This window comes from Candidatus Pantoea deserta, from assembly GCF_003813865.1.
GTDB lineage: Bacteria > Pseudomonadota > Gammaproteobacteria > Enterobacterales > Enterobacteriaceae > Pantoea > Pantoea deserta.
The window spans coordinates 45,571-68,650 of sequence record NZ_RMVG01000005.1; the positions used below are offsets into that span (position 1 = coordinate 45,571).

The 23,080-nt window shown below is 59.6% G+C and carries 21 protein-coding genes; 11 read left to right on the top strand and 10 right to left on the bottom strand.

Annotated elements, in window-relative coordinates; translation table 11 throughout:
- Positions 1–72: 72 nt before the first annotated feature.
- The 5 genes from hofQ to pilM are packed head-to-tail and all read right to left on the bottom strand — an operon-like array spanning position 73 to position 3,533.
- Positions 73–1,350: a DNA uptake porin HofQ gene (gene hofQ, locus BBB56_RS08980; protein ID WP_123800617.1), complete on the bottom strand. Its 1,278-nt coding sequence runs from the start codon at positions 1,348–1,350 to the stop codon at positions 73–75.
- A complete protein-coding gene (locus tag BBB56_RS08985) occupies positions 1,289–1,699 on the bottom strand; it encodes a HofP DNA utilization family protein (protein WP_123800618.1) in 411 nt (136 codons plus the stop codon). The genes hofQ and BBB56_RS08985 overlap by 62 nt, the downstream gene beginning before the upstream one ends.
- Positions 1,689–2,183, bottom strand: a complete 495-nt coding sequence (locus BBB56_RS08990; protein ID WP_123800619.1) for a HofO family protein — start codon at positions 2,181–2,183, stop codon at positions 1,689–1,691. Before BBB56_RS08990 ends, BBB56_RS08985 begins: the two co-directional genes overlap by 11 nt.
- Positions 2,176–2,718, bottom strand: coding sequence for a PilN domain-containing protein (locus tag BBB56_RS08995; protein ID WP_123800620.1), 543 nt, complete (start codon positions 2,716–2,718; stop codon positions 2,176–2,178). The genes BBB56_RS08990 and BBB56_RS08995 overlap by 8 nt, the downstream gene beginning before the upstream one ends.
- Positions 2,715–3,533 carry a type IV pilus biogenesis protein PilM gene (gene pilM, locus BBB56_RS09000; protein WP_123800621.1) on the bottom strand — a complete coding sequence of 273 codons (819 nt, stop codon included), beginning with the start codon at positions 3,531–3,533 and terminating at the stop codon, positions 2,715–2,717. The genes BBB56_RS08995 and pilM overlap by 4 nt, the downstream gene beginning before the upstream one ends.
- Before the next feature lie 117 nt (positions 3,534–3,650).
- Between pilM and mrcA the strand changes: the two genes are divergently transcribed.
- Positions 3,651–6,203 (top strand): peptidoglycan glycosyltransferase/peptidoglycan DD-transpeptidase MrcA, encoded by a 2,553-nt coding sequence (gene mrcA, locus BBB56_RS09005; RefSeq protein ID WP_123800622.1) that lies wholly within the window; start codon positions 3,651–3,653, stop codon positions 6,201–6,203.
- A 77-nt stretch (positions 6,204–6,280) separates the two neighbouring features.
- Here mrcA and nudE read toward each other — a convergent pair whose 3' ends face one another.
- Entirely contained in the window at positions 6,281–6,847 is a 567-nt protein-coding gene (nudE, locus tag BBB56_RS09010) for an ADP compounds hydrolase NudE (protein ID WP_123800623.1), read from the bottom strand.
- Between the two features lie 393 nt (positions 6,848–7,240).
- Here nudE and BBB56_RS09015 point away from each other — a divergent pair, with 393 nt between their 5' ends.
- From BBB56_RS09015 to pckA, 5 genes are all read left to right on the top strand, one after another.
- Positions 7,241–9,376: an intracellular growth attenuator family protein gene (locus BBB56_RS09015; RefSeq protein WP_123800624.1), complete on the top strand. Its 2,136-nt coding sequence runs from the start codon at positions 7,241–7,243 to the stop codon at positions 9,374–9,376.
- Positions 9,377–9,484: 108 nt separating this feature from the next.
- Positions 9,485–10,147 carry a GMP/IMP nucleotidase gene (gene yrfG, locus BBB56_RS09020; protein ID WP_123800625.1) on the top strand — a complete coding sequence of 221 codons (663 nt, stop codon included), beginning with the start codon at positions 9,485–9,487 and terminating at the stop codon, positions 10,145–10,147.
- 12 nt (positions 10,148–10,159) lie between these two features.
- Complete coding sequence (gene hslR / locus BBB56_RS09025) at positions 10,160–10,561, top strand: ribosome-associated heat shock protein Hsp15 (RefSeq protein WP_123800626.1); 402 nt, start codon at positions 10,160–10,162, stop codon at positions 10,559–10,561.
- A gap of 25 nt (positions 10,562–10,586) precedes the next feature.
- Positions 10,587–11,459, top strand: a complete 873-nt coding sequence (gene hslO / locus BBB56_RS09030) for an Hsp33 family molecular chaperone HslO (RefSeq protein ID WP_123800627.1) — start codon at positions 10,587–10,589, stop codon at positions 11,457–11,459.
- Positions 11,460–11,737: 278 nt separating this feature from the next.
- Positions 11,738–13,357: a phosphoenolpyruvate carboxykinase (ATP) gene (pckA, locus tag BBB56_RS09035; protein WP_123800628.1), complete on the top strand. Its 1,620-nt coding sequence runs from the start codon at positions 11,738–11,740 to the stop codon at positions 13,355–13,357.
- 34 nt (positions 13,358–13,391) lie between these two features.
- Here the strand turns inward: pckA and envZ are convergent, their stop codons facing one another.
- Entirely contained in the window at positions 13,392–14,744 is a 1,353-nt protein-coding gene (gene envZ / locus BBB56_RS09040; RefSeq protein ID WP_123800629.1) for a two-component system sensor histidine kinase EnvZ, read from the bottom strand.
- Entirely contained in the window at positions 14,741–15,460 is a 720-nt protein-coding gene (ompR, locus tag BBB56_RS09045) for an osmolarity response regulator transcription factor OmpR (RefSeq protein ID WP_001157751.1), read from the bottom strand. Before ompR ends, envZ begins: the two co-directional genes overlap by 4 nt.
- A 532-nt stretch (positions 15,461–15,992) precedes the next feature.
- Here ompR and yjbE point away from each other — a divergent pair.
- The 4 genes from yjbE to BBB56_RS09065 all read left to right on the top strand — a co-directional run bounded on the left by yjbE (position 15,993) and on the right by BBB56_RS09065 (position 21,123).
- A complete protein-coding gene (yjbE, locus tag BBB56_RS09050) occupies positions 15,993–16,232 on the top strand; it encodes an exopolysaccharide production protein YjbE (protein WP_123800630.1) in 240 nt (79 codons plus the stop codon).
- 157 nt (positions 16,233–16,389) lie between these two features.
- Positions 16,390–16,866: a transcription elongation factor GreB gene (greB, locus tag BBB56_RS09055; RefSeq protein ID WP_123800631.1), complete on the top strand. Its 477-nt coding sequence runs from the start codon at positions 16,390–16,392 to the stop codon at positions 16,864–16,866.
- A 100-nt stretch (positions 16,867–16,966) separates the two neighbouring features.
- Positions 16,967–19,297 (top strand): Tex family protein, encoded by a 2,331-nt coding sequence (locus BBB56_RS09060; protein ID WP_123800632.1) that lies wholly within the window; start codon positions 16,967–16,969, stop codon positions 19,295–19,297.
- 134 nt (positions 19,298–19,431) lie between these two features.
- Positions 19,432–21,123 (top strand): alpha-amylase family glycosyl hydrolase, encoded by a 1,692-nt coding sequence (locus BBB56_RS09065; protein ID WP_123800633.1) that lies wholly within the window; start codon positions 19,432–19,434, stop codon positions 21,121–21,123.
- Here the strand turns inward: BBB56_RS09065 and BBB56_RS09070 are convergent, their stop codons facing one another.
- A complete protein-coding gene (locus BBB56_RS09070; RefSeq protein ID WP_123800634.1) occupies positions 21,124–21,393 on the bottom strand; it encodes a YdgH/BhsA/McbA family protein in 270 nt (89 codons plus the stop codon).
- Positions 21,394–21,561: 168 nt separating this feature from the next.
- Positions 21,562–22,338, bottom strand: a complete 777-nt coding sequence (bioH, locus tag BBB56_RS09075; RefSeq protein ID WP_123800635.1) for a pimeloyl-ACP methyl ester esterase BioH — start codon at positions 22,336–22,338, stop codon at positions 21,562–21,564.
- A gap of 35 nt (positions 22,339–22,373) precedes the next feature.
- Here bioH and gntX point away from each other — a divergent pair, with 35 nt between their 5' ends.
- On the top strand, positions 22,374–23,054 hold the full coding sequence (gene gntX, locus BBB56_RS09080) for a DNA utilization protein GntX (protein WP_123800636.1): 681 nt from the start codon (positions 22,374–22,376) through the stop codon (positions 23,052–23,054).
- The last annotated feature ends 26 nt before the right edge of the window (positions 23,055–23,080 follow it).

The window sequence follows — 23,080 nt, forward strand, 5'->3', positions numbered from 1 at the left end:
AATCGCTAAACCTTGTATGCTAATTCCTGTCCTGCGTCAACGCAGTTGGCATCAGAGAGCGAATTTTCCGGTTTATCCGGCAGTAAGCGCTGCTTCCCTGACCAATCGCGGGGTAATAAAGATTACCAGCTCGCGTTTTTTATTTTCTGCGCGCTGATGGCGAAACAGCGCGCCCAGCAGCGGAAGCGTGCCCAGCACCGGAACACGGTTTTCGCCCTGACTGCGCTGCTGCTGAAAAATACCGCCCAGCGCCAGGGTTTCGCCGTCTTTTAACGTGACCTGCGTTTCAATCTCCTGCTTGTCAATGGAGAGCGCGCTGCGCTCGCCGCTCTGCACAACCTGGCCCGGCACATTCTGGCTGAGGCGGATTTTCAGCTGTATCCGCCCGTTGCCCAGCACGTTGGGCGTCACTTCCATGCCCAGCACCGCCTCTTTAAATTCAATGGTCGTTGCGCCGCTGTTACCCGCCGACACTTCATAGGGAATTTCGCTGCCCTGTTTAATCATCGCTTTCTGCTGGTGCGAGGTGAACAGGCGCGGGCTGGCGATAATATCTACCTGATTCTCCTGCTCTAACGCGCTCAACTCCAGATCCAGCAAGCGACCGCCGACGCGGGCCAGAGTCACGCCCGCCGTCATGGCTGACGAGCCGGCAGCCAGCGGGATCGCCAGCCGGGGATTGCGCAGCGTCTCCGTAACGGCGTCCGGGCCAGAAGCCAGCCGCCAGTCCACGCCGAGTTCACGCAGCCTCTCTTCGCTGATAGTGACGATATGCGCCGCCAGCTCAACCTGTTCGAGCGGTACATCCAGCGCGTGCAGCCAGCGTTCAGCGTCGTCGAGCGCCGTCGAGGTATCGCGCAGCAGCAGCGCGTTAGCGCGCGCGTCCAGCGTTACGCTGCCGCGCGGCGTCATCAGCGTTTGCCGTGCGTTCTGAAAGCTGCGAAACACCTCCGTCGCGCTGGCGTAGCGCAGCGTCACGGCGCGCAGCGCAAGCGGCTGTTGCTGCGCCCTTTGCGCCTCCACGCGCTGCTGTTCCTGCTGCTTCTGCTGCCGCCAGCCGTCGGGATAGACCAGCAGCACATTCTCTTCCTCGACGACAGTGAGGCTGGCAAGCCGCGTGACCAGCGACAGCGCCTGCGCCCAGGGAACATCGTCAAGCCGCAGCGAGAGGGTGCCGGCGACGCCGGGCGCAATCAGCAGGTTAAGGCGCTGATAGTCTGCCAGCGCCTGAAGAATTTGCTCGACCGGCGCGCGATCGAAATTAAGACTAAGCCGTCTGTTGTCGCCGTTACTGGCCTGCGCCGGTGTGAGGCTGAGGCATATCAGCAGCCAGAGTGCTCTCCTGAGCATAAGCGCTTCCTTTAAGAGAAAAGATTTTAATGTGCGACGAACAGCCATCGCGCGCCGCCAGCGTCAGGCTACGAGGCGCGATAGCGATGAGCTGCCAGCCCGCCAGAGACAAAGGCTGCGCGGCGGCAATTTTAACTACCGCGTTCTGGGGCGAAACCAGCCAGGCGTACAGCGTCGGCGGGCGACCCAGCACGCCCTGGAGCCGCCAGCCGGCGAGCGCGTCAGGCGGCGTCAGGCAATGCTGGTCTGCGGCCGGCTGAAAGGGATCGCGCGGCGCGGCATACAGACTGGCGGTCGTGGCATACAGACCGCCGGTTAAAAGCCATAGCAGGGTGAGTTCAGCGCGCATCCAGGTTCTCCAGCCATAAACTGACCTGCAATTTCCCCTGCTGAGCTTCCAGCAAAAATCGCACCGGGAAAGGCGATACGGCCTGCGCCAGCTCGGCAAACAGCGGCTGAAACTGCGACCACGCCAGTTGCAGCGTTAAGCGCCGCGGATCCGACTCCGGCTGCCAGGTGTCCAGCTGCTCCCCACGCGCGGCCAGCACGGCTTCCAGCGACGCGCGAGCAGAGACCCTTTCCGCTTCGCGCGCCAGGTCGCTAAGCTGAGCACGCAGCAGCGCCTCGGCGGGCAGCAGATTAAGCTGCGCCTGCCGCTGCTGATACTGCTGTTCAAGCGCGGCCAGATCGGCGCGCAGCGCCTGCTGCGCCAGCCGCTGGGGGCGCACCAACAGCATCCCTGTTGCCAGCGCGAGCGTCGCCAGGCCGGCCGTCGCGACAGCCAGCTGGCCGCGTAGCCCCAGGTACAGCCAGCGCTCCATCAGGCTATTCATCGCCAGGCTCGCTAAGCTGGGCGCGCAGCGCAAAGCGATAAAGGCCATGCGGCTGACGCTGCACGCTGCCCTGCATAACAGCCTTAAACAGCGCAAGCGCCTCCAGCCGCTGACGAAAATCGCGTATTGCCTGCATATCCTGCGCCTGTCCTTCTACGCGCAGCTGCGCCGACAGTCTTTCCACGCGCTGAAGCCAGAGGCTGTCAGGCAGCAGCGCCGGAAGCGCCTGCCAGAACCGATGCCAGCGCATCAGCGCATCGGCATGCTGCTGCGCTTGCCGCCGCTGCGCCTGCTGGCTTGTCAACTGCTGCTGTAGGCGATGCCGTTGACGAAGCCGCCGCTCGATCGCCGCCAGCGCATCGCGCGCCTCTGTCTGCGCGGCGCGCAGCTGCTGGCTGGCGCCATCGAGTCGCCGCAGCTGGAACGCCATGATTAGCAGCAGCGCCATAAGCGCCGTCATTGCAAAGGCGATACTGATGCGCCGCTGGCGTTGCAGCCGCGCCTGACGCCACGGCAGCAGATTGACCGCGATCATCCGCAATCCTCCGGGCGCAGCGCCAGACCGGCGGCAATGCAAAATGCCGTGTCCTCCGAAGGCAGCGGCGGCTGCTGATAAGCAAACAGCCTGAGCGGTTCAAAGGGCGAAAACGCGGCTGGCAAAACCACGTGGGAGGGAGCGCAGCCGTACAGCGCGCCGGCCAGCGGAAAACAGCGCCGCGCCAGATCCTCTGGCGCGCTTTCCAGAGCGGCCCAGCCGACGAGGCTGTCGCTGGCGCGGCAATACCAGAGCCACTGGTCGTCGTGACAGAGCAGCAAGGCGGCCTCGTCCGGCAAGCCAGCGGCCTGCGCCGTCAGCGCCAGCGCGTGAGTGGTCAGCTCAAACACCGCAGGTCGCAGCGCGCTCTGCTGTAGGGGAGCCAGCCACTGGGCGATCGCCTCCTGCCGCGCGGCGGTCACATATAGCTGGCGATCCGCGTCGCTCGCGCGGTAGTCCAGCGCCAGCGCGTTTGCGTCAACCGGAAAAAGCCGCTGCGCCGCCGCCGTCACGTAGCGCCCCAGCGCCGGCTCCTGCAAACGTTGCGTCGGCAGCGTTAGCGGGCGTTGCAGCGCCAGCTGGGCGGGCAGCCCGACGCGCAAGGAGTAGCGTTGCGGCAGCTGCCGCTGTAATCCACGTAGCGCCGCCTGTAATTCAGGCGACGATTGCAGCACGCCGTTTCTTAACGTATCTTTCGGCAGCGCTTGCCGCCACCAGCGACGCAGTTGCCAGCCTTCGCGGCGGCGTTGTATCGCAAGAGCGCAGAGCTGCGTATTCTGAATATCCAGTCCGACTTGCCATGTCTGAAAAGCCATGCGCGCGATCTCCTTATCTCCGGGGGTAAAAGGACGTATCAAAGCGTCTGGCTTGCCTTTATACTACCGCGCGGTTGTTTATAAACTGCCCAAACGACAACAGATGGGAAATTTCAGGTGAAGTTCGTAAAGTATTTATTAATCCTTGCAGTGTGTTGCATCTTGCTGGGAGCAGGCTCGATTTATGGTTTGTACAAATACATAGAGCCGCAGCTGCCCGACGTAAACACGCTGAAAGATGTACGCCTGCAAACGCCGATGCAGGTCTACAGCGCGGATGGCGAACTGATCGCCCAGTACGGAGAAAAGCGCCGTATCCCGCTGACCCTTCAGCAAATGCCGCCAGAGCTGATCAAAGCCTTTATTGCGACGGAAGACAGCCGTTTCTACGAGCATCACGGCGTGGATCCGGTCGGTATTTTCCGCGCAGCCAGCATCGCGCTGATGTCAGGCCATGCCTCACAGGGCGCCAGCACCATTACTCAGCAGCTGGCGCGAAACTTCTTCCTCAGTCCTGAACGCACCCTGATGCGTAAAATCAAGGAAGCTTTCCTCGCGATTCGCATTGAACAGCTGCTGAATAAAGACGAGATCCTTGAGCTTTACCTGAACAAGATCTATCTCGGCTATCGCGCCTATGGCGTGGGCGCTGCCGCACAGGTTTACTTCGGCAAGCCGGTGGATCAGCTTTCGCTGAGTGAGATGGCGACTATCGCGGGCCTGCCAAAAGCGCCCTCAACTTTTAACCCGCTCTACTCTCACAGCCGCGCGCTGGCACGTCGCAACGTGGTGCTGGCGCGTATGCTGGATCAGCGCTACATCACCCAGCAGCAGTATGACGAGGCGCGCAGCACGCCGCTGGTTGCTGACTATCATGGTCCGGAAATCGCCTTCTCTTCGCCCTATCTCAGCGAGATGGTGCGCCAGGAGATGGTGAAGCGGTACGGCGAAAATGCCTATAACGACGGCTTTAAGGTCTACACCACCGTCACGCGTCGCCTGCAACAGGCGGCCCAGGAAGCGGTACGCAACAACGTGCTGGCCTACGATATGCGCCACGGCTACCGGGGTCCCACCAGCGTGCTGTGGAAGGTCGGAGAACCGGCATGGAGTCAGGAGCAGATCCTGAAGTCGCTGAAAGCGCTGCCGGTTTACGGTCCGCTGCTGCCCGCCGTTGTCACTCAGGCCAGCAGCAACGAGGCGACCGCCATGCTCAAAGATGGCTCCAGCGTGTCGCTGGGTTTGGCTGGCGTACGCTGGGCGCGCCCGTTTAAATCAGATACGGTTCAGGGCGCAACGCCTAAAAGCGTGACCCAGGTCGTTCAGGCCGGTCAGCAGATTTGGGTGCGTAAAGTCGGCAATGACTGGTGGCTGGCGCAGGTGCCAGACGTCAACTCGGCGCTGGTGTCGCTCGATCCTGAAACCGGCGCGGTGCGCGCGCTGGTGGGCGGATTTGATTTTAATCAGAGCATGTTCAACCGCGCCACTCAGGCGCTGCGTCAGGTCGGTTCTAACATCAAGCCGTTCCTCTATACCGCCGCAATGGATCGCGGCCTGACGCTGGCGTCCATTTTGAACGACGTGCCGATTTCACGCTGGGATGCGGGCGCAGGCGCTGACTGGCGTCCCAAAAACTCGCCGCCGACCTATGACGGCCCGATTCGTCTGCGCCAGGGGTTAGGTCAGTCGAAAAACGTGGTGATGGTGCGCGCCATGCGCGCGATGGGCGTTGATTACGCGGCAGAATATCTGCAACGCTTCGGCTTCCCGGCGCAAAACATCGTGCACACCGAATCGCTGGCGCTGGGCGCAGCCTCCTTCACCCCAATGCAGGTGGCGCGCGGCTACTCGGTGATGGCGAACGGAGGCTTCCTGGTCGATCCTTACTTCATCAGTAAGATTGAGAACGAGCAGGGCGAAACGGTATTCGAAGCGAAGCCGCGCATCGCCTGCCCGCAGTGCAATCTGCCGGTGATTTATGGCGACACGCGTAAGGCGCTGGCGCTGAATGAGGAGAGCGTCGAGAACGTTGCGACCTCCGATCAAAATCAAAACCAGCCTGCGCCGCAGCCTGCGCTGGAGCAGGTTCCCGCTCAGCCGCAGCCGGGCGGCGACCAGCAATATGCGCCGCACGTGATCAACACGCCGCTGACCTTCCTGATTAAGAGCGCGCTTAACTCGAACATCTTCGGCGAACCCGGCTGGCTGGGCACCGGCTGGCGCGCGTCGCGCGACTTAAAGCGCAACGACATCGGCGGCAAAACCGGTACGACCAACAGCTCTAAAGACGCCTGGTTCTCCGGCTACGGGCCTGGCATTGTGACATCTGTATGGATTGGCTTCGACGACGCCCGTCGCGATCTGGGCCGCAGCACGCTGTCAGGCGCGATTCCCGATCAGATCTCCGGCTACGAAGGCGGCGCAAAAAGCGCGCAGCCTGCCTGGGATGATTATATGAAGAGCGCGCTGGACGGCGTGCCGGAGCAGCCTCTGACGCCGCCGGACGGCATCGTCACCGTCACCATCGACCGCAGCACTGGCAAGCTGGCCAATGGCGGCGGTAATACGCGCCAGGAATATTTCATTAACGGCACCCAGCCAACGGAATATTCGGTACATGACGTCGGCACCACCATTATGGATAATGGCGAGAGCCACGAGCTGTTCTGATTCCAGCTATAAACGTAAAAGGCCGACAGCAATGTCGGCCTTTTTATTTGCTCAGCGCAATGCCATCCGGCATCGGTTTAGTAGCTAAGCCTGCCCTGCTGCACCAGCCACTCGCGCACCAGGAACAGCGCGCTGACGTTACGCGCCTCGCGGAAATCAGGCTCCTGCAACAGCGCCAGCAGATTGTCGAGCGGCCAGCGATGCTCAATTAGCGGCTCCGGCTCATCCCCTTCCAGCCGCTCAGGATACAGCCCTTCCGCCACCACGATATTCATTTTGCTGGAAAAATAGGAGGGCGCCATGGTGAGCTTGCTGAGAAATTCCAGCTTTTCCGCGCCAAAGCCAACCTCTTCTTTCAGCTCGCGGTTTGCCGCCTCGAACACCGTTTCGCCGGGGTCGATCAGGCCTTTGGGAAAGCCCAGCTCATAGCTCTCCAGCCCGACAGCGTACTCCTGAATCAGCACGACCTGATTATCGATAATCGGCACGATCATCACGGCTTCGCGCTCGGAGGGCTTCATCCGCTCATAAACGCGCCGCGCGCCGTTGCTAAAGGCGAGATCGACTGACTGGACGGTAAACAGCCGCGAGCGGGCCACCGTTTCCACGTTAAGAATGTCGGGTTTTTTTAAAGGGTTTTTCATATCTGCCTCAGACTTTCAACGCCGTGCGATGCCGGGAGCAAATCAGCTTACCTGAGCCAACGCGATTGTGCGACAGCGAGTTTAGCGCCCCGCCCGGTGAAAATGCGCAGCCGCGCATGCGCTCTGCATTGTGATAGCTGTTAACGTTTTCGTCATAAGTCAACATTGCCGGAGCAAATTCAGAAAAGACCGATGTTTAATTCAGTTTCTGCCAGTTAACATTCGCGCAAGGCATGCTGCATTACCATCTAATTTAATGATTTTGTGCGTTATTTCCTCCGGCATCAGGCTTGTCAGAGTTGTTTATTCCCGCCAAAATTGTCTTAAATAACAGTTCTATCTGGGAGCATAAGTCTAACGTGAAGGCAGGATTTTGGCTGAATTGAGCAAAGCATGAGCACAATACTCTTTGTACTGGTAATAGTGCTGGTCTGCTCAGGTTTGGCAGGTATCGGCTTTTGGTACGCTATGCGGCATCGTCCGCCGTTGGCGAAACCGCTGCCATTTATCAGCCCACCCTGCCGCAAACTCACCGACGACGAGCGTCGCGCGGTGGAGAAATATGTCGCCTCGCTTGCGAGACAGTCACGTCCCGCCGCGCCCGGAGAAAAGCACCCGCTGTACGATAATCTGACGCTGACCGCGCAGAGCAACAATGTCTATCCGGTTACGCGCGCCATTACCCGCTATGGCCTGTCAACCGACGATCCGCACAAGTGGCGCTACTATCTTGATGAAGTCGAAGTTCACCTGCCGCCCCACTGGGAACAATACATCACCGATGAGAACTACGTTGAGCTGATCCGCACCCAGACCATTCCGCTGGTGATTTCGCTTAACGGCCATTCGCTGCTTAATTACGGCACCGATCAGCCGCCGCTGCCTGCGCTGGTGCGTCCGGGATCGACCAACGCCTCGATCCGCAAAGAAGAGAGCGAAAACGTTGAGCTGCTACAGGTGCGCAAAGAGACGCCGGAAGAGTATCAGCTGACGCGGCCGGACGGCACGCGCGAAGCCGTCACCATTACCTTCGCCTTTTTACTGTTTTTTATCAGCCTGCTGGTGCCCTCCAGCCTGATGATGTGGCTGGTGCTGCTGGGCTGCGCCATGATCGCTGTTAGCGTCTGGTCGCTGTTTCATATTCCCGGCCAGAAACGCATGCGCGATATTCACTGCCTGCGCGGCGCGCCTAAGCGCTGGGGACTGTTTGGCGAATCCAATCAGGAACAGAGCAATATCACGCTGGGCATTATCGATCTCGCCTATCCGCCGCACTGGCTGCCCTATGTGGCGCAGGATTTGGGTCAGACCACCGACGTGGAAATCTATCTTAACCGGCAGGTGGTGCGTCAGGGCCGCTTTCTGTCGCTTCAGGATGAGGTGCGCAACTTCCCTATCCAGCGCTGGCGCAAGAACGTGGTGCTGGCCTGTGGTTCCCTGCTGGTGCTGGCGCTGCTGGTGAGCTGGATCCCGCTCAGCATGCCGATCAAGCTCAGCCTGGCCTGGATTAAGGGCACCGAGAGTCTGGAAGTGAACAGCGTGGACAAGCTGGCGGCGCAGCCGCTGCACGTCGGCGATATTTTAAAGGTTAACGGCACCGGCATGTGTTCTGTACCCGATAACTATCAGAGCAACCGCAGCTACGCCTATATGCCGTTCGACTGCTCGGCGGTGTACTGGAATAACGCCTCGCCGCTGCCGCAACCGCAGTCTGACATTATCGATAAGGCCTCGGCGCTGCTGGAGACCACCACGCGCCAGCTGCACCCGGAAACTAACAGCGATCCTAAACTTAACCCGCAGCTGGCCTCGGCGATTCAGAAGTCGGGCATGATTCTGCTGGACGATTTCGCCGATCTGGTGCTGAAGACGCAGGACCTCTGTAGCCAGCAGCAGGACTGCGTGCGGCTGAAAAATGCGCTGGTCAATCTGGGCAACGCCAAAGACTGGGATACGCTGGTGCGCCGCGCCGATTCCGGCCAGCTAAATGGCATGAACGTGCTGCTGCGCCCGGTAAGCGCGGAAGCGCTGGAAAATCTGGTCAACACCGCGACCTCCAGCTTCTTTTTTCGCGAAACGCGGCGCGCGGCCGAGAACCTTAACAGCCCGCCGCCAGGCGGATTTCTCATTGCCAGCGACGAAGGCCGCCAGCTGGTGAATCAGCCGCAGCCGCTGGTTTCCCTGTTCGATCTGGATGCGCCGTCGCAGTGGCGCGAGCTACAGCGGCTCTCTGGTATGCTGCTGCATACGCCGTTTAGCGCCAGCGGCATCATTACCAGTCTCTCGGTGGATGCCAACGGCACGCGACATATCGCGCTGCACAACGAACCTGACGCGATGGCCATGTGGCGCTATCTCGGCACCGCGCTGCTGCTGACGGTGTTGCTGACCTGCGCGCTGGTTAACGGGCTGCTGGCGCTACGCCGCATTCATCGCAACCGTCAGCGAATGGCGAATATCCAGCAGTACTACGACAAATGCTTTAACCATAATCTCAGCACCATGCAGAGCGTACGCTCGATGTTTTGATGCCTCAGAAACCGATCGGCGCTGCAATCCGTCGCCCGCAGCGCCCTCACGCTTTCCCCCTCTGATTTATGCTACCCTGTCGCCCTCTTTTACCGGGGAACCTGCCTGATGACGCTGAACTGGTCGCAAATTGATACCGTACTGCTGGATATGGACGGCACCCTGCTGGACCTGGCCTTCGATCGCCATTTCTGGCTGGAGCATGTGCCGCTAACGCTGAGCGAAACGCGCGGCATTACACTGGCGGAAGCGGAGTCGCTCATCGCCGAAAAGTATCAGGCCGCGGCGCATACGCTAAACTGGTATTGTCTGGACTACTGGGCAACCGAACTGGCGCTGGATATTCGCGCCATGACCTATGCCAAACGTAGCCTGGCGGCGATGCGTGAAGATACCGTGCCGTTTTTGCAGGCGCTGCGTCGGGCAGGTAAACGCACCATTCTGCTGACCAATGCCCATCCGTACAATCTGGACATCAAACTGGCGCAGACGGGCCTCGCGCCGCACCTTGATTTATTACTTTCCACCCATACCTTTGGGTATCCGAAAGAGGACCCGCGCTTGTGGCAGGCGGTGGAACAGCACACCGGATTTCATCGTCCGCAAACGCTGTTTATTGATGACAACGAGACCATTCTCGACGCCGCAAAAAGCTGGGGCATCGGCTGGTGTTTAGGCGTCAGCAACCCCGACTCCGGGCGTCCCGATCAGGTCTTCCAGCGTCACGCGGCGGTCCGCGATTTTCGCACCCTGTGCAGCGCGCTGGCGTAAACGGGAGTAGCAATGAAAGAGAAAAGCAGCGAAGGCGTACGCCTCGACAAATGGCTGTGGGCGGCGCGCTTCTATAAAACGCGCTCGCTGGCGCGTGAGATGATCGAAGGCGGCAAAGTGCACTACAACGGCCAGCGCAGCAAGCCGAGCAAGCTGGTGGAGCTGGACGCGGAGCTGACGCTGCGCCAGGGCAACGACGAACGCACCGTGATCGTGACCGGGCTGAGCGATAAGCGCGGCCCGGCCGAGGTGGCGCAGCAGCTCTACAGCGAAACGGCCGCCAGCATTGAAAAGCGGGAAAAAACGGCGCTGGCGCGCAAGATGAACGCGCTCACCATGCCGCATCCCGATCGCCGCCCCGATAAAAAAGAGCGCCGCGATCTGCTGAAATTTAAATTATCGGGCGATGAATAAACGTCGCCCCAACGAGAGAAATGTTATGTCTGTACAAGATCAACTGCATCGTTACCTGTTTGAGAATGTGGCCGTGCGCGGCGAGCTGGTGAATGTCAGCCACACCTGGCAGGAAATTATCAAGAACCATGACTATCCGGCACCGGTGCAGACGCTGCTGGGCGAATTGCTGGTCGCGACCAGTCTGCTGACCGCGACCCTGAAATTCGACGGCGACATCACTGTACAGCTACAGGGCGACGGCCCGCTGTCGCTGGCGGTCATCAACGGCAATAACCGTCAGGAACTGCGCGGCGTGGCGCGCGTAAAAGGCGATATTCCGGCGGACAGCACGCTGAAAAGCATGGTGGGCACCGGCTATCTGGCGATCACCATTTCGCCGGAGAAAGGCGAGCGCTATCAGGGCGTAGTGGGTCTGGAAGGCGACACCCTCGCCGCCTGTCTGGAAGACTACTTTATGCGTTCCGAACAGCTGCCGACCCGCCTGTTTATTCGCACTAATGAGAAAGGCGCGGCGGGCATCCTGTTGCAGGTTCTGCCCGCGCAGGATACCGAGACGGAAGACTTCAACCATCTGGCGACGCTGACGGAAACCGTTAAAACCGAAGAGCTGATCGACCTGCCGGCGACCGATGTGCTGTGGCGCCTCTACCATCAGGAAGAGGCCACGGTGTTCGATCCGCAGCCGGTGAGCTTTAAATGCACCTGCTCGCGCGAGCGCTGCGGCGAAGTGCTGAAGACGCTTCCTCAGCATGAAGTAGACGAAATTGTTGAAGAGGATGGTCAGGTCGATATGCACTGCGACTACTGCGGCACGCACTATGTGTATGACGCCGTCGATATTGCGGCAATCCGTAAAGGCGGCGCTGACGGCGAAAGCAGCGAAAGCATTCACTGATTTATCTCTGGGCGGCTTTGCCGCCCATTTCTTTCTTCCATATCCCCTTAATTTCTCAAGTAAAATAATCTCTCCTTATTAACTTTACTTTCAAAAGCAGAAGTTTTTGCCGCTTAACGCGCCCTGGTTCGCATTTCTGAAGGACAACGCTTTTCCTGCAGGCTGAGAAGAGTACACTGCGCGCGATCGTGCATCCGCCTGGCAAAGGGCGGCAGTTTTTGTGCGATACCTATAACTATTCGCCTGTGCAGTACCAAAACGATTTAAGGAGCAGTCACATGCGCGTTACTGGCCTGACCCCGCAAGATCTTGCCGCTTTGGGCATCGAGGGCGCCACCGAGGTGGTCCACAATCCCGATTTCGATACGCTGTTTACCGAAGAACTCCGCCCTGAGCTGGAAGGTTATGCGCGCGGCACTCTGACGCAAAGCGGCGCAGTAGCGGTCGATACCGGTATTTTTACCGGCCGCTCGCCTAAGGATAAATACATTGTTCGCGATGACACCACGCGCGATACGCTGTGGTGGAACGATCGCGGAACCGGTAAAAATGATAACCAGCCGCTGTCGCCGGAGATCTGGCAGCAGCTGAAAAGCCGCGTCACGCAACAACTCTCCGGCAAACGTCTGTTTGTGGTCGACGCCTTCTGCGGCGCGAACGCCGACTCGCGCCTGAGCGTGCGCTTCGTCACCGAAGTGGCCTGGCAGGCGCACTTCGTCAAAAACATGTTTATCCAGCCGACCGAAAGCGAACTGGCTGAATTTAGACCTGACTTTGTGGTGCTGAACGGCGCGAAATGCACCAACCCTGACTGGCAGTCGCAGGGGCTGCATTCGGAAAACTTTGTGGCGTTTAACCTGACCGAAGGGATGCAGCTGATCGGCGGCACCTGGTACGGCGGCGAGATGAAGAAAGGGCTGTTCGCCGTGATGAACTACCTGCTGCCGCTGCGCGGCATCGCCTCAATGCACTGCTCGGCCAACGTCGGCAAAGCGGGCGACGTTGCGGTGTTCTTCGGCCTGTCCGGCACCGGCAAAACCACGCTTTCCACCGATCCGGAACGCCAGCTGATTGGCGACGACGAGCACGGCTGGGACGACGACGGCGTATTTAATTTCGAAGGCGGCTGCTACGCCAAAACCATCAGGCTCTCTGAAAAGGCTGAACCGGAAATCTATCGCGCCATCCGCCGCAATGCGCTGCTGGAAAACGTAGTGGTGCGTGAAGACGGCAGCGTTGACTATGATGACGACAGCAAAACAGAGAACACCCGCGTCTCCTACCCTATCGATCATATCGACAATATTGTCCGTCCGGTCTCGAAAGCGGGCCACGCGAAGAAAGTTATCTTCCTCACCGCCGATGCCTTCGGCGTGCTGCCGCCAGTGTCGCGCCTGACGCCGGCACAGACGCAGTATCACTTTCTCTCCGGCTTTACCGCCAAGCTGGCAGGCACCGAGCGCGGCGTCACTGCGCCGACGCCCACCTTCTCCGCCTGCTTCGGCGCCGCCTTCCTGACGCTGCATCCGACGCAGTATGCGGAAGTGCTGGTGAAGCGGATGCAGGCGGCGGGCGCGCAGGCGTACCTGGTGAATACCGGCTGGAACGGCAGCGGCAAACGTATTTCGCTGAAGGATACGCGCGCGATCATTAACGCGATTCTGGCCGGCGAGCTGGACGAGGCGGAGACAGAAACGCTGCCCGTCTTCAACCTGCAGGTGCCGACAGCCCTGGGTCAGCTTGACGCCGCCACGCTCGATCCGCGTCGCAGCTGGGAAAGCGAAGAGAAGTGGCAGGAGGCCGCGCGCGATCTGGCGCAGCGCTTTATCACTAACTTCGAGAAGTACACCGATAACGCGGCGGGCGCCGCGCTGGTGAAAGCTGGTCCTGTGCTGTAACCCTCAGGGCGCGGCGGACGCCGCGCCCCCTGGCCTAGCTTTGCGCGACGCCGACAGAAGCCGACTGCTCAGCCAGCGGCAGCCATGCGCGAATACGTAACCCGCCGCGCTCGCTTTCGCCAATCTCCAGCGAACCCTGATGCGCATCGATAATGCGCTGTACGATCGCCAGTCCAAGGCCGGTGCCGCTGGTGCTGCGCGCGCTGTCGCCGCGCACAAAGGGCTGTAGCAGATGCGTCAGCTGATCCGGTTTAATACCCGGACCGTCATCCTCTACCTGGAACCAGGCGCGATGCAGTTCGCGGCCGCTGCTTACCTTGATCCAGCCATTGCCATAGCGCGCGGCGTTGACCACCAGGTTCGCCACGGCGCGCTTGATCGACAGCGGATTGATATTCAGTATCAGCTCTTCCGGCATCACGGCGTTCTCGATCTCGCGTTCGTAACCGCTTTCAGCCGCGACCACCTCGCCCAGCACGCTGTTGATATCGGCGCGTTCAGTCTGGATCTCCTGTCCGGTGCGCAGGTAGTCGATAAACTGCTCGATGATGGCATTGCACTCTTCGATGTCTTTGTTGATCGACTCGGCAAGATAGCCATCCTCTTCGGCCATCATCTCTGTCGCGAGGCGGATACGGGTCAGCGGCGTGCGCAGATCGTGGCTGACGCCCGCCATCAGCAGCGTACGGTCATCCGCCAGCTGTTTAACGCCCGACGCCATCTGGTTAAAGGCGCGCGTCACCGAACGCACTTCCGATGCGCCGTATTCGCGCAGCGGCGGCGGAATAATGCCTTTACCGACCTGTAGCGCGGCATGTTCCAGATCCACCAGCGGGCGGTTCTGAATGCGGATAAACAGCCAGGCTCCGCCTATCGCCAGCAGCATAATCGCCAGCGTGTAGCGGAACAGCGGGGAAAAGTCGCCCTGATGGATCTCAGTCAGCGGCACGCGCACCCAGATGTCAGGCGACAGCCAGGTCTTTAGCCAGACCACCGGCGAGTTCTTATTGACCTCAACGCGCACGTCGGTGGGACCGCCAAGCTGCTGCCCCATCTGCTCACTGAGAAATTCATAGTGCTGCGCCCAGCGCAACCCGCTCTCTTCGGCCGCCGCGTTGGTGTACAGCGAAATCCCCAGCTCACGATAGATCTCGCGGCGGAACGCGGGCGGCACTTCAAGCTGCGTGCCGTCCTCCAGCTGTAGACGGTCGGTCATCAACATTCGCACTTCATACGCCAGCACCTTATTAAACTGTTGCAGGCTGGGAAGTATGGCGAAGTTGAGCACCACCAGATAGGTCGTTACCAGGCTGACAAACAGCAGGGTAACGATCAACAGCAGGGTGCGAGCGAACGAACTGCGAGGCGAGAAGCGCAGTCGCCTCATGCTTTAGAACCGTCCGGAACGAAGACGTAGCCTAAACCCCAGACCGTCTGGATGTAGCGCGGGTGCGCAGGATCTTCTTCCACCATGCGACGCAGGCGCGAGATCTGTACGTCGATAGAGCGCTCCATCGCGCTGTATTCGCGGCCGCGAGCCAGGTTCATCAGCTTGTCGCGCGACAGCGGCTCGCGCGGATGGCTCACCAGCGCTTTCAGCACCGCAAACTCGCCGCTGGTCAGCGGCATCGGCTCATCTTCGCGGAACATTTCGCGCGTGCCGAGATTCAGCTTGAACTTGCCGAAGGCGATAACGGCCTCTTCCTGCGATGGCGCGCCCGGCAGCTCATTGGCCTGACGACGCAGCACCGCGCGAATGCGCGCCAGCAGCTCGCGCGGGTTGAAGGGTTTGGGAATATAGTCATCGGCCCCAATCTCCAGCCCGACGATGCGATCGACCTCTTCCCCTTTCGCCGTCACCATAATGATCGGCATCGGGTTGCTCTGGCTGCGCAGACGACGGCAGATAGACAGGCCGTCTTCGCCTGGCAGCATCAGATCCAGCACCATCAGATGAAAAGATTCACGGGTCAGCAGACGGTCCATCTGTTCGGCGTTGGCGACGCTGCGCACCTGAAAGCCCTGCTCGGTGAGATAGCGTTCCAGCAGCGCACGCAAACGCATATCATCATCAACGACCAGAATTTTGTAGTTCTCTTGCATTTTCTACTCCCAAAGGCGCGATTGCCTGAGCCGATATTGTTAAAAAAAGTTGCCTGCCTGTGACAGTCATTAATGGTTTATATTCTAGCCGAAATTGTTACAAAGCATATTAAACAGGAGGTTATCTTTAATTTTATCGCTGCGTTAACCATAAAATCACGCTGTTAGCCTGATAATCTCCGTTACGGCAAATCTGAAAGTCTGAGGGATTTTCTCGCTACGCGCGGCCTCAAAATCCGGCCAGCTATTAATCACATAATCAGATCAACCAGTTAACCCGTAATTTGAGTTAAGCGCGTGCGTGACTGACCCCACGCTTGCGTGCTGAACGAGAGCGGCTTAAGCAGACGCCAGCATAAAATATCAGCCATAACGCCTCTTACCGCCGACTTCTCCAGGATTAGCGCCATATTTAGTCTTTTTCAGGCCAATCTAAAATAAAACGCTTTAAATCAATAAGTAAACCTACCTTTTCCACTACGGATTATTACACCACACTGCTTGCACACGCTTCACTACCGGGATAGCAATAATGAAAAAAACGTTGTTAGTGCTGGGTGCGCTGGCCACCCTGAGTCTGAACCCGACCTGGGCGGCGACCGCCACCGGCGAAGCCGCTGGCGCGCAGGCTGCAAGCACCGCGCAGGGTAACTCTAACGCTATTGGCGTAGGCGCCGTGGCCGCTCTGCTCGGCATCGCGCTTGCCACCGCCGGCGGCGGCGATAAAGGCACCTCATCGTCGACCACCACCGCTACCGTAGCGGGAAAATAACGCCGCTCTTCTCTTTCTCTTTATTTTTGTCCTGCCCATTTCGCCACCGGGGAATGCTGTACAGGGTTTTCAACGTTGAAAACCTGTTCCCCGACTCTTTTTTGCTGCGCCTGCTTTGCTTTACACTGCCTGCTTTTACCCGTCTGAGTCGATACGCATGAAAACCCGACTGATCACCCGTGAAGGCTTCAATAAGCTGAAAGCCGAGCTTGACACTCTCTGGCGCGAAGAGCGTCCCGAAGTCACGAAAAAAGTGACCTGGGCCGCCAGTCTCGGCGATCGCAGCGAAAACGCCGACTACCAGTACAACAAAAAACGCCTGCGCGAAATCGATCGCCGCGTACGCTATCTGACAAAAAGCCTGGAGTCGCTGCGCATCGTTGACTATTCGCCGCAGCAGGATGGCAAGGTGTTCTTCGGCGCCTGGGTGGAAGTGGAGAATGACGACGGCGAAATAAAACGTTTTCGCATTGTGGGTTATGACGAGATCTTTGGCCGCAAAGATTACATCTCTATCGACTCGCCGATGGCGCGCGCGCTGCTGAAAAAAGAGGTGGGCGATGCCGCCACCGTCGAGACTCCGGCGGGTCCGGCACTCTGGTACGTCAACGAGATTTCCTATCCGGACGCCTGATTCAGAATATCGCTGAAAGCCGTCCCCATCGCTGGCAATTTCACCTTTCAATCCGTATAACTGTCCCCTGTTTTTTAACCCTGTAAGCAAGACAGAATCGATGATGAAAGATCTCAGCCACATTATTGCCAGTGAGCTACAGGCGCGTGCGGAGCAAGTTGAAGCTGCCGTGCGTCTGCTGGACGAAGGGAACACCGTGCCATTTATCGCACGCTATCGTAAAGAGGTAACCGGCGGTCTGGACGACACCCAGCTGCGCCAGCTGGAGACGCGTCTCGGCTATTTGCGCGAACTGGAAGAGCGTCGCCAGTCGATTCTGAAGTCTATTGACGAGCAGGGCAAACTTACCGGCGAACTCGCCAGCGCCATTAACGGCACCCTCAGCAAAACCGAACTTGAAGACCTCTACCTGCCCTATAAACCTAAGCGCCGCACCCGTGGTCAGATCGCGATTGAAGCGGGCCTGGAGCCGCTGGCCGATACGCTGTGGCAGGATGCGTCGCAGGATCCCGAACAGCTGGCCGCCCGCTATGTCGATGCCGACAAAGGCGTGGCCGACGTGCGCGCCGCGCTGGACGGCGCGCGCTATATCCTGATGGAGCGCTTTGCCGAAGACGCCGCGCTGCTGGCGAAGGTGCGTGACTATCTGTGGAAAAACGCGCATCTGGTCTCGCGCGTCGTTGAAGGAAAAGAGCAGGAAGGCGCTAAATTCCGCGACTACTTCGATCATCACGAAGCGCTCAACACTGTCCCCTCGCATCGCGCGCTGGCGATGCTGCGCGGCCGCAATGAAGGCGTGTTGCAGCTGTCGCTGAATGCCGATCCGCAATTCGACGAGCCGCCGCGCGAAAGCTACGGCGAAACGCTGATCGCCGAGCACCTTAATCTGCGTCTGAACGGCGCCCCTGCCGACAGCTGGCGCAAGGCGGTGGTGAGCTGGACCTGGCGCATCAAAGTGATGCTGCATCTTGAAACCGAGCTGATGGGCACCGTGCGCGAACGTGCCGAAGACGAAGCCATCAACGTTTTCGCCCGCAATCTGCATGACCTGCTGATGGCCGCCCCGGCAGGGATGCGCGCCACCATGGGTCTCGATCCTGGCCTGCGCACCGGCGTGAAGGTCGCCGTGGTGGACGCTACCGGCAAGCTGGTGGCGACCGACACCATCTATCCGCACACCGGCCAGGCGGCAAAAGCCGCCACCGTGGTCGCCGCGCTGTGTGCGAAACATCAGGTCGAGCTGGTGGCGATAGGCAACGGCACGGCCTCGCGCGAGACTGAACGCTTCTTCCTCGACGTGCAAAAACAGTATCCGCAGATCACGGCGCAGAAGGTGATCGTCAGCGAAGCCGGCGCATCGGTTTACTCCGCCTCTGAGCTGGCGGCGCAGGAGTTCCCGAATCTCGACGTTTCGCTGCGCGGCGCGGTCTCGATTGCGCGTCGTTTGCAGGATCCGCTGGCGGAGCTGGTGAAAATCGATCCGAAATCTATCGGCGTGGGCCAGTATCAGCATGACGTCAGCCAGAGCCAGCTGGCGAAGAAACTGGATGCGGTGGTAGAAGACTGCGTAAACGCCGTTGGCGTCGATCTCAATACCGCCTCCGTCCCGCTGCTGACCCGCGTGGCCGGGCTGACGCGCATGATGGCGCAAAATATTGTCAGCTGGCGCGATGAAAACGGCCGCTTTAATAACCGCCAGCAGCTGCTGAAAGTCAGCCGCCTCGGCCCGAAAGCCTTTGAACAGTGCGCGGGCTTCCTGCGCATCAACCACGGCGACAACCCGCTCGATGCGTCAACGGTGCACCCGGAGGCCTATCCGGTGGTCGAGCGCATCCTGGCCGCTACCGAGCAGGCGCTGAGCGATCTGATGGGCAATCCCTCCAGCCTGCGCAGCGTGAAAGCGGTCGATTTTACCGACGAGCGTTTTGGTCTGCCGACCGTGACCGACATTATCAAAGAGCTGGAAAAACCGGGACGCGATCCGCGCCCTGAGTTTAAAACGGCGCAGTTCGCCGAAGGCGTAGAGACCATGAACGATCTGCTGCCGGGCATGGTGCTGGAAGGCGCGGTCACCAACGTCACCAATTTTGGCGCGTTCGTTGATATTGGCGTCCACCAGGACGGGCTGGTACATATCTCTTCGCTGTCAGACAAGTTTGTAGAAGATCCGCACCAGGTGGTGAAAGCCGGTGATATCGTGAAGGTAAAAGTGCTGGACGTTGATCTGCCACGCAAGCGTATCGCGTTGACCATGCGCCTGGATGAACAACCTGGCGACAGCAATGCGCGCGGCAACGGTCGCAGCGCGCCGCGCGACGCCGTCGCCCGTCCGGCTGGCGGTGCGAAGTCGCGCCCGCGCCCGGCCAGTCAGCCCGCTGGCAACAGCGCCATGGGCGATGCGCTGGCGGCGGCCTTCGGCAAAAAACGCTAAACCCTGCGCGCGCCCGATTTATTAGGGATCGGGCGCGCGTAACCTCCTCTGTAAAGTTGAAAATCCCCTCCTGAACGCTACGCTGAAAGCACGCCTGCATAAAAAACAACCCGGGACGTGGCACCCAATTCGCGATGGAAACGATCACAGCGCTGCTCGACAAAATCTATGCCGATACCTTTCCTCAGATAGCGCGCGAGCGCCTGCTGAGCCGTATTATTGCCGCGCGCGACGCCGTTAAGCTGCCGCGTAAAGCGCACTGGGACGAGCAGGACGTGGTGCTGATCACCTATGCCGATCAGTTTCGCGAACCCGCTGTCCCCACGCTGCAAAGCTTTTCCCGTTTCTATCAGCAGCACCTGCAATCCACCTTTCCGCTGGTGCATCTGCTGCCCTTTTTCCCCTACTCGTCTGATGACGGCTTTTCGGTGATTGACTACCATCAGGTCAATCCGCTGTGCGGCGAATGGTCCGATGTCGCCCGGCTGCATCAGGAAACGCGCCTGATGTTCGATTTTGTCTGCAACCATATGTCTTCGCACAGCGCCTGGTTTCAGCACTTTCTGGCGCTCGATCCCGGCTGGGACGACTTCTTTATCAGTATGCCGCCCGCCACCGATCTAAGCGGCGTGACGCGGCCGCGCACCTCGCCGCTGCTGACGCCGTTTGAAATGGCGAACGGCGAGATGCGCTTTATCTGGACCACCTTCAGCGCCGATCAGATCGACCTCAACTTTGGTAATCCTGAGGTGCTGATCCGCATGGTCGATGTCCTGCTCGACTACCTGCAAAAAGGCGCTGACTATATACGCCTCGACGCCGTGGGCTATATGTGGAAAACGCCCGGCACACGCTGTATTCATCTGGAAAAAACGCATCTGCTGGTGAAGCTGTTTCGCGCCATTGCCGATATGGTCGCACCCGGCACGGTGATCATTACGGAAACCAACGTGCCGCATAAAGACAACATCAGCTATTTCGGCAACGGGCACGACGAAGCGCAGATGGTGTATCAGTTTTCACTGCCGCCGCTGGTGCTGCACGCCATCCATTCCGGTTCGGGACGCGCGCTGCGCCAGTGGGCTGGCGCGCTTGAGCACGGCAACGGCGGCACGACATTCTTTAACTTTCTCGCCTCGCATGACGGCATCGGGCTGAATCCGGCGCGCGGCATTCTGTCAGAGGTGGAGATCGTGGCGCTGGTGCGCGATCTGGCGCTGGAGGGCGCGCTGGTTTCCTATAAAAACAACCCCGACGGCACCACCAGCCCTTATGAAATCAACGTCACATACCTCGACGCGCTTAATCGTCAGGACGACAGCGACGATACGCGCCTGCGCCGCTTTCTGCTGGCGCACGCCATTCTGCTGGCTTTTCCCGGCGTGCCGGCTATCTATATCCAGAGCATTCTCGGCTCGCGCAACGACTACGACGGCGTCAAAGCCGCCGGACACAACCGTGCGATTAACCGGCAAAAATTTAGTTTAAAAGAGATTGAAGCGGCGTTGGCAGACAGCAGTGGGCTGCGCCACGCCATTTATACCCGCCTCAGCCAGCTGATTCAGCTACGCACGCGCCAGCCCGCCTTTCACCCGGATAATCCGATGCGGCTTTATGACTGCGATAACGCGCTGCTGATGCTAAAACGCCATCGCCCGGAAGAGGAAGAGAGCGGCCTGCTCTGCGTGTTTAACCTGAGCGGCAAAACGGTGACCACCACGCTGCCGGAAGCGCGACGTTTTCAGGAAGTGATTACAGGGGAGTATATTGATGGCACCCAGCCACTGTCGCTGGATGCCTGGCAGTTTGTCTGGTTGCGCAGCTGATTACTTGTAGACATCCGCAGTGGCGCTGAATTTGCCGTGTTCACGGCCAGCGATCACCAGGAAATATTTGCCGCCTTTTTCATCAGCCAGCTTTGACAGCTCGCGTTTGGCATCCATTGGCGAGGTGGTTTCCGCCGTGGTGTTCACCGTACCAATTTTCTCAAGATTCATTTTCTTGACTTCTTCTCTGGTGACTTCTTTGGCCGCAAACGCTGAAAACGACACCGCGCCCATAACCATTGAAGCGACAACCCATTTCATCACCTTCATACACTACCCCTCATTTATGTCCGTTATGTGAGATGTAAGCAGACGCTGAACACGTCAGGCGAGATGGAACATCATTATCCTCTCCCTGGACAATTCGCATCATTAAGCGGCTATGCTTACCTGAAAAGTATTGTCGCTATTAAGAAATTTGCCAGCCTCGCGCCCGCTTTAACGCCGAAACTCCTGACTGAAATCAAGAATATGCTGGCAGAACGCGTCGGGATGAGAAATAAAAGGCGCGTGGGCGGCTTTCTCCATGATGATGGAAGACGAAGCGGGCAGCGCGTCGTCAAGCTGTGCCGCAATACGGCGCGGCACCAGACCATCCAGCGCGCCGTAAAGGCGTAAAAACGGCAGCGCGAGCTGCGGCAGCCGATCGCGCAGATCGACGTCGCGCAGGATCGCCAGCCCGCCATCCAGCACCTCAACCGGCGGCATCGGCTGCGCCAGCACCACCTCTTTTAAGCGACGCGCATCCTGCCGCGCGCTGTCGGTGCCCAGGGTTTGCAGCGCAAGAAACCGCTCGACAGTGCGCTGAAAATCGCTGTTAAGCTGCGCCCGAAAGGTCTCTAAGGTATCCGGTTTAATGCCCGGCCAGTTTTCGCTGGCGGTAAAACAGGGGGATGAGGCGACGCTAATCAGTCCGGCAATCTGCTGCGGCGCGCGCAGCGCCAGTTCGGTCGCCACCAGTCCGCCGAGGGACCAGCCCAGCAGCAGCGCGCGCGGCGGCAGATGCGGCAGCAGCTGTTGCGCCATCTGCGCCAGGGAGCGCGCGCCCGCCTGCTGGCTGCGGCCATAGCCCGGCAGATCGATCAGATGCAGGCGAAAATGCGGGCTGAGCCGCGGCACGATGCTTTGCCACACTTCGGCATTCAGTCCCCATCCGTGCAGCAGCACAAGATCAATATTGCCTTCTCCGCAGGTGTGCCAGTAAAGCGAGGTCATCAGTTACTATTCCGTAAGACGAAAAGGAGGCCGCTATGCTACCAATGCCCGCCCTCTGTTGGCTATGCCGACTGCCGCTACGGATAGCGGCGCATGGATTATGCAGCGTCTGCCTGCGCGCCCTGCCGCCGCTGCCCGTTCTCTGTCCGCGTTGCGGTTTGCCCGCTGGCTCCGCCGAAGTGGCCTGCGGCCGTTGTCTGGGCGCGCCGCCGCGCTGGCAGGCGCTGGTCTGCGTCAGCGGCTACCATCCCCCGCTGCGCCGCTGGGTGCATCAGCTAAAGTTTTACCGCATAACCGCACTCAGGGTGATGCTGGCGCGCCTGCTTTTGTTAAGCTGGCTGGATGCGCGCCGCACGCGCGGACTGGTGCGGCCAGATTTACTGCTGAGCGTGCCGCTGCATAAAATTCGGGCCTGCCAGCGCGGCTACAATCAGGCTGCGCTGCTGGCGCAGCCGCTGGCGCGCTGGCTCGGCTGTGACGGCCCTGATGGGGTACGCCGCAGCCGGCACGCCACGCCGCAGCACCGGCTCGACGCCTCGCAGCGTCGTCGCAGCGTGCGCGGCGCTTTCCGCCTTGAAATCGCCGTGCGCGGACGCCATATCGCCCTGATTGACGATGTGGTGACCACAGGAAGCACCGTGGGAGAAATCAGCCGCATTTTTCTGGCGCAGGGGGCGGCCAGCGTACAAATCTGGTGCCTGTGCCGTACCTTGTAGAGCGTCGGTGATGGGCGTATTATAAC

Bases quoted from the DNA above. Each gene is read 5' to 3' on its own strand.
- gntX (WP_123800636.1), top strand. From the start codon at position 22,374: ATGCTACCAATGCCCGCCCTCTGTTGGCTATGCCGACTGCCGCTACGG.
- hslO (WP_123800627.1), top strand. From the start codon at position 10,587: ATGTCTGTACAAGATCAACTGCATCGTTACCTGTTTGAGAATGTGGCC.
- pckA (WP_123800628.1), top strand. From the start codon at position 11,738: ATGCGCGTTACTGGCCTGACCCCGCAAGATCTTGCCGCTTTGGGCATC.
- bioH (WP_123800635.1), bottom strand. From the start codon at position 22,338: ATGACCTCGCTTTACTGGCACACCTGCGGAGAAGGCAATATTGATCTT.
- yrfG (WP_123800625.1), top strand. From the start codon at position 9,485: ATGACGCTGAACTGGTCGCAAATTGATACCGTACTGCTGGATATGGAC.
- BBB56_RS08990 (WP_123800619.1), bottom strand. From the start codon at position 2,183: ATGAATAGCCTGATGGAGCGCTGGCTGTACCTGGGGCTACGCGGCCAG.
- nudE (WP_123800623.1), bottom strand. From the start codon at position 6,847: ATGAAAAACCCTTTAAAAAAACCCGACATTCTTAACGTGGAAACGGTG.
- BBB56_RS09015 (WP_123800624.1), top strand. From the start codon at position 7,241: ATGAGCACAATACTCTTTGTACTGGTAATAGTGCTGGTCTGCTCAGGT.
- BBB56_RS09060 (WP_123800632.1), top strand. From the start codon at position 16,967: ATGATGAAAGATCTCAGCCACATTATTGCCAGTGAGCTACAGGCGCGT.
- BBB56_RS09070 (WP_123800634.1), bottom strand. From the start codon at position 21,393: ATGAAGGTGATGAAATGGGTTGTCGCTTCAATGGTTATGGGCGCGGTG.
- hslR (WP_123800626.1), top strand. From the start codon at position 10,160: ATGAAAGAGAAAAGCAGCGAAGGCGTACGCCTCGACAAATGGCTGTGG.
- BBB56_RS09065 (WP_123800633.1), top strand. From the start codon at position 19,432: ATGGAAACGATCACAGCGCTGCTCGACAAAATCTATGCCGATACCTTT.
- greB (WP_123800631.1), top strand. From the start codon at position 16,390: ATGAAAACCCGACTGATCACCCGTGAAGGCTTCAATAAGCTGAAAGCC.
- pilM (WP_123800621.1), bottom strand. From the start codon at position 3,533: ATGGCTTTTCAGACATGGCAAGTCGGACTGGATATTCAGAATACGCAG.
- ompR (WP_001157751.1), bottom strand. From the start codon at position 15,460: ATGCAAGAGAACTACAAAATTCTGGTCGTTGATGATGATATGCGTTTG.
- hofQ (WP_123800617.1), bottom strand. From the start codon at position 1,350: ATGCTCAGGAGAGCACTCTGGCTGCTGATATGCCTCAGCCTCACACCG.
- yjbE (WP_123800630.1), top strand. From the start codon at position 15,993: ATGAAAAAAACGTTGTTAGTGCTGGGTGCGCTGGCCACCCTGAGTCTG.
- BBB56_RS08985 (WP_123800618.1), bottom strand. From the start codon at position 1,699: ATGCGCGCTGAACTCACCCTGCTATGGCTTTTAACCGGCGGTCTGTAT.
- BBB56_RS08995 (WP_123800620.1), bottom strand. From the start codon at position 2,718: ATGATCGCGGTCAATCTGCTGCCGTGGCGTCAGGCGCGGCTGCAACGC.
- envZ (WP_123800629.1), bottom strand. From the start codon at position 14,744: ATGAGGCGACTGCGCTTCTCGCCTCGCAGTTCGTTCGCTCGCACCCTG.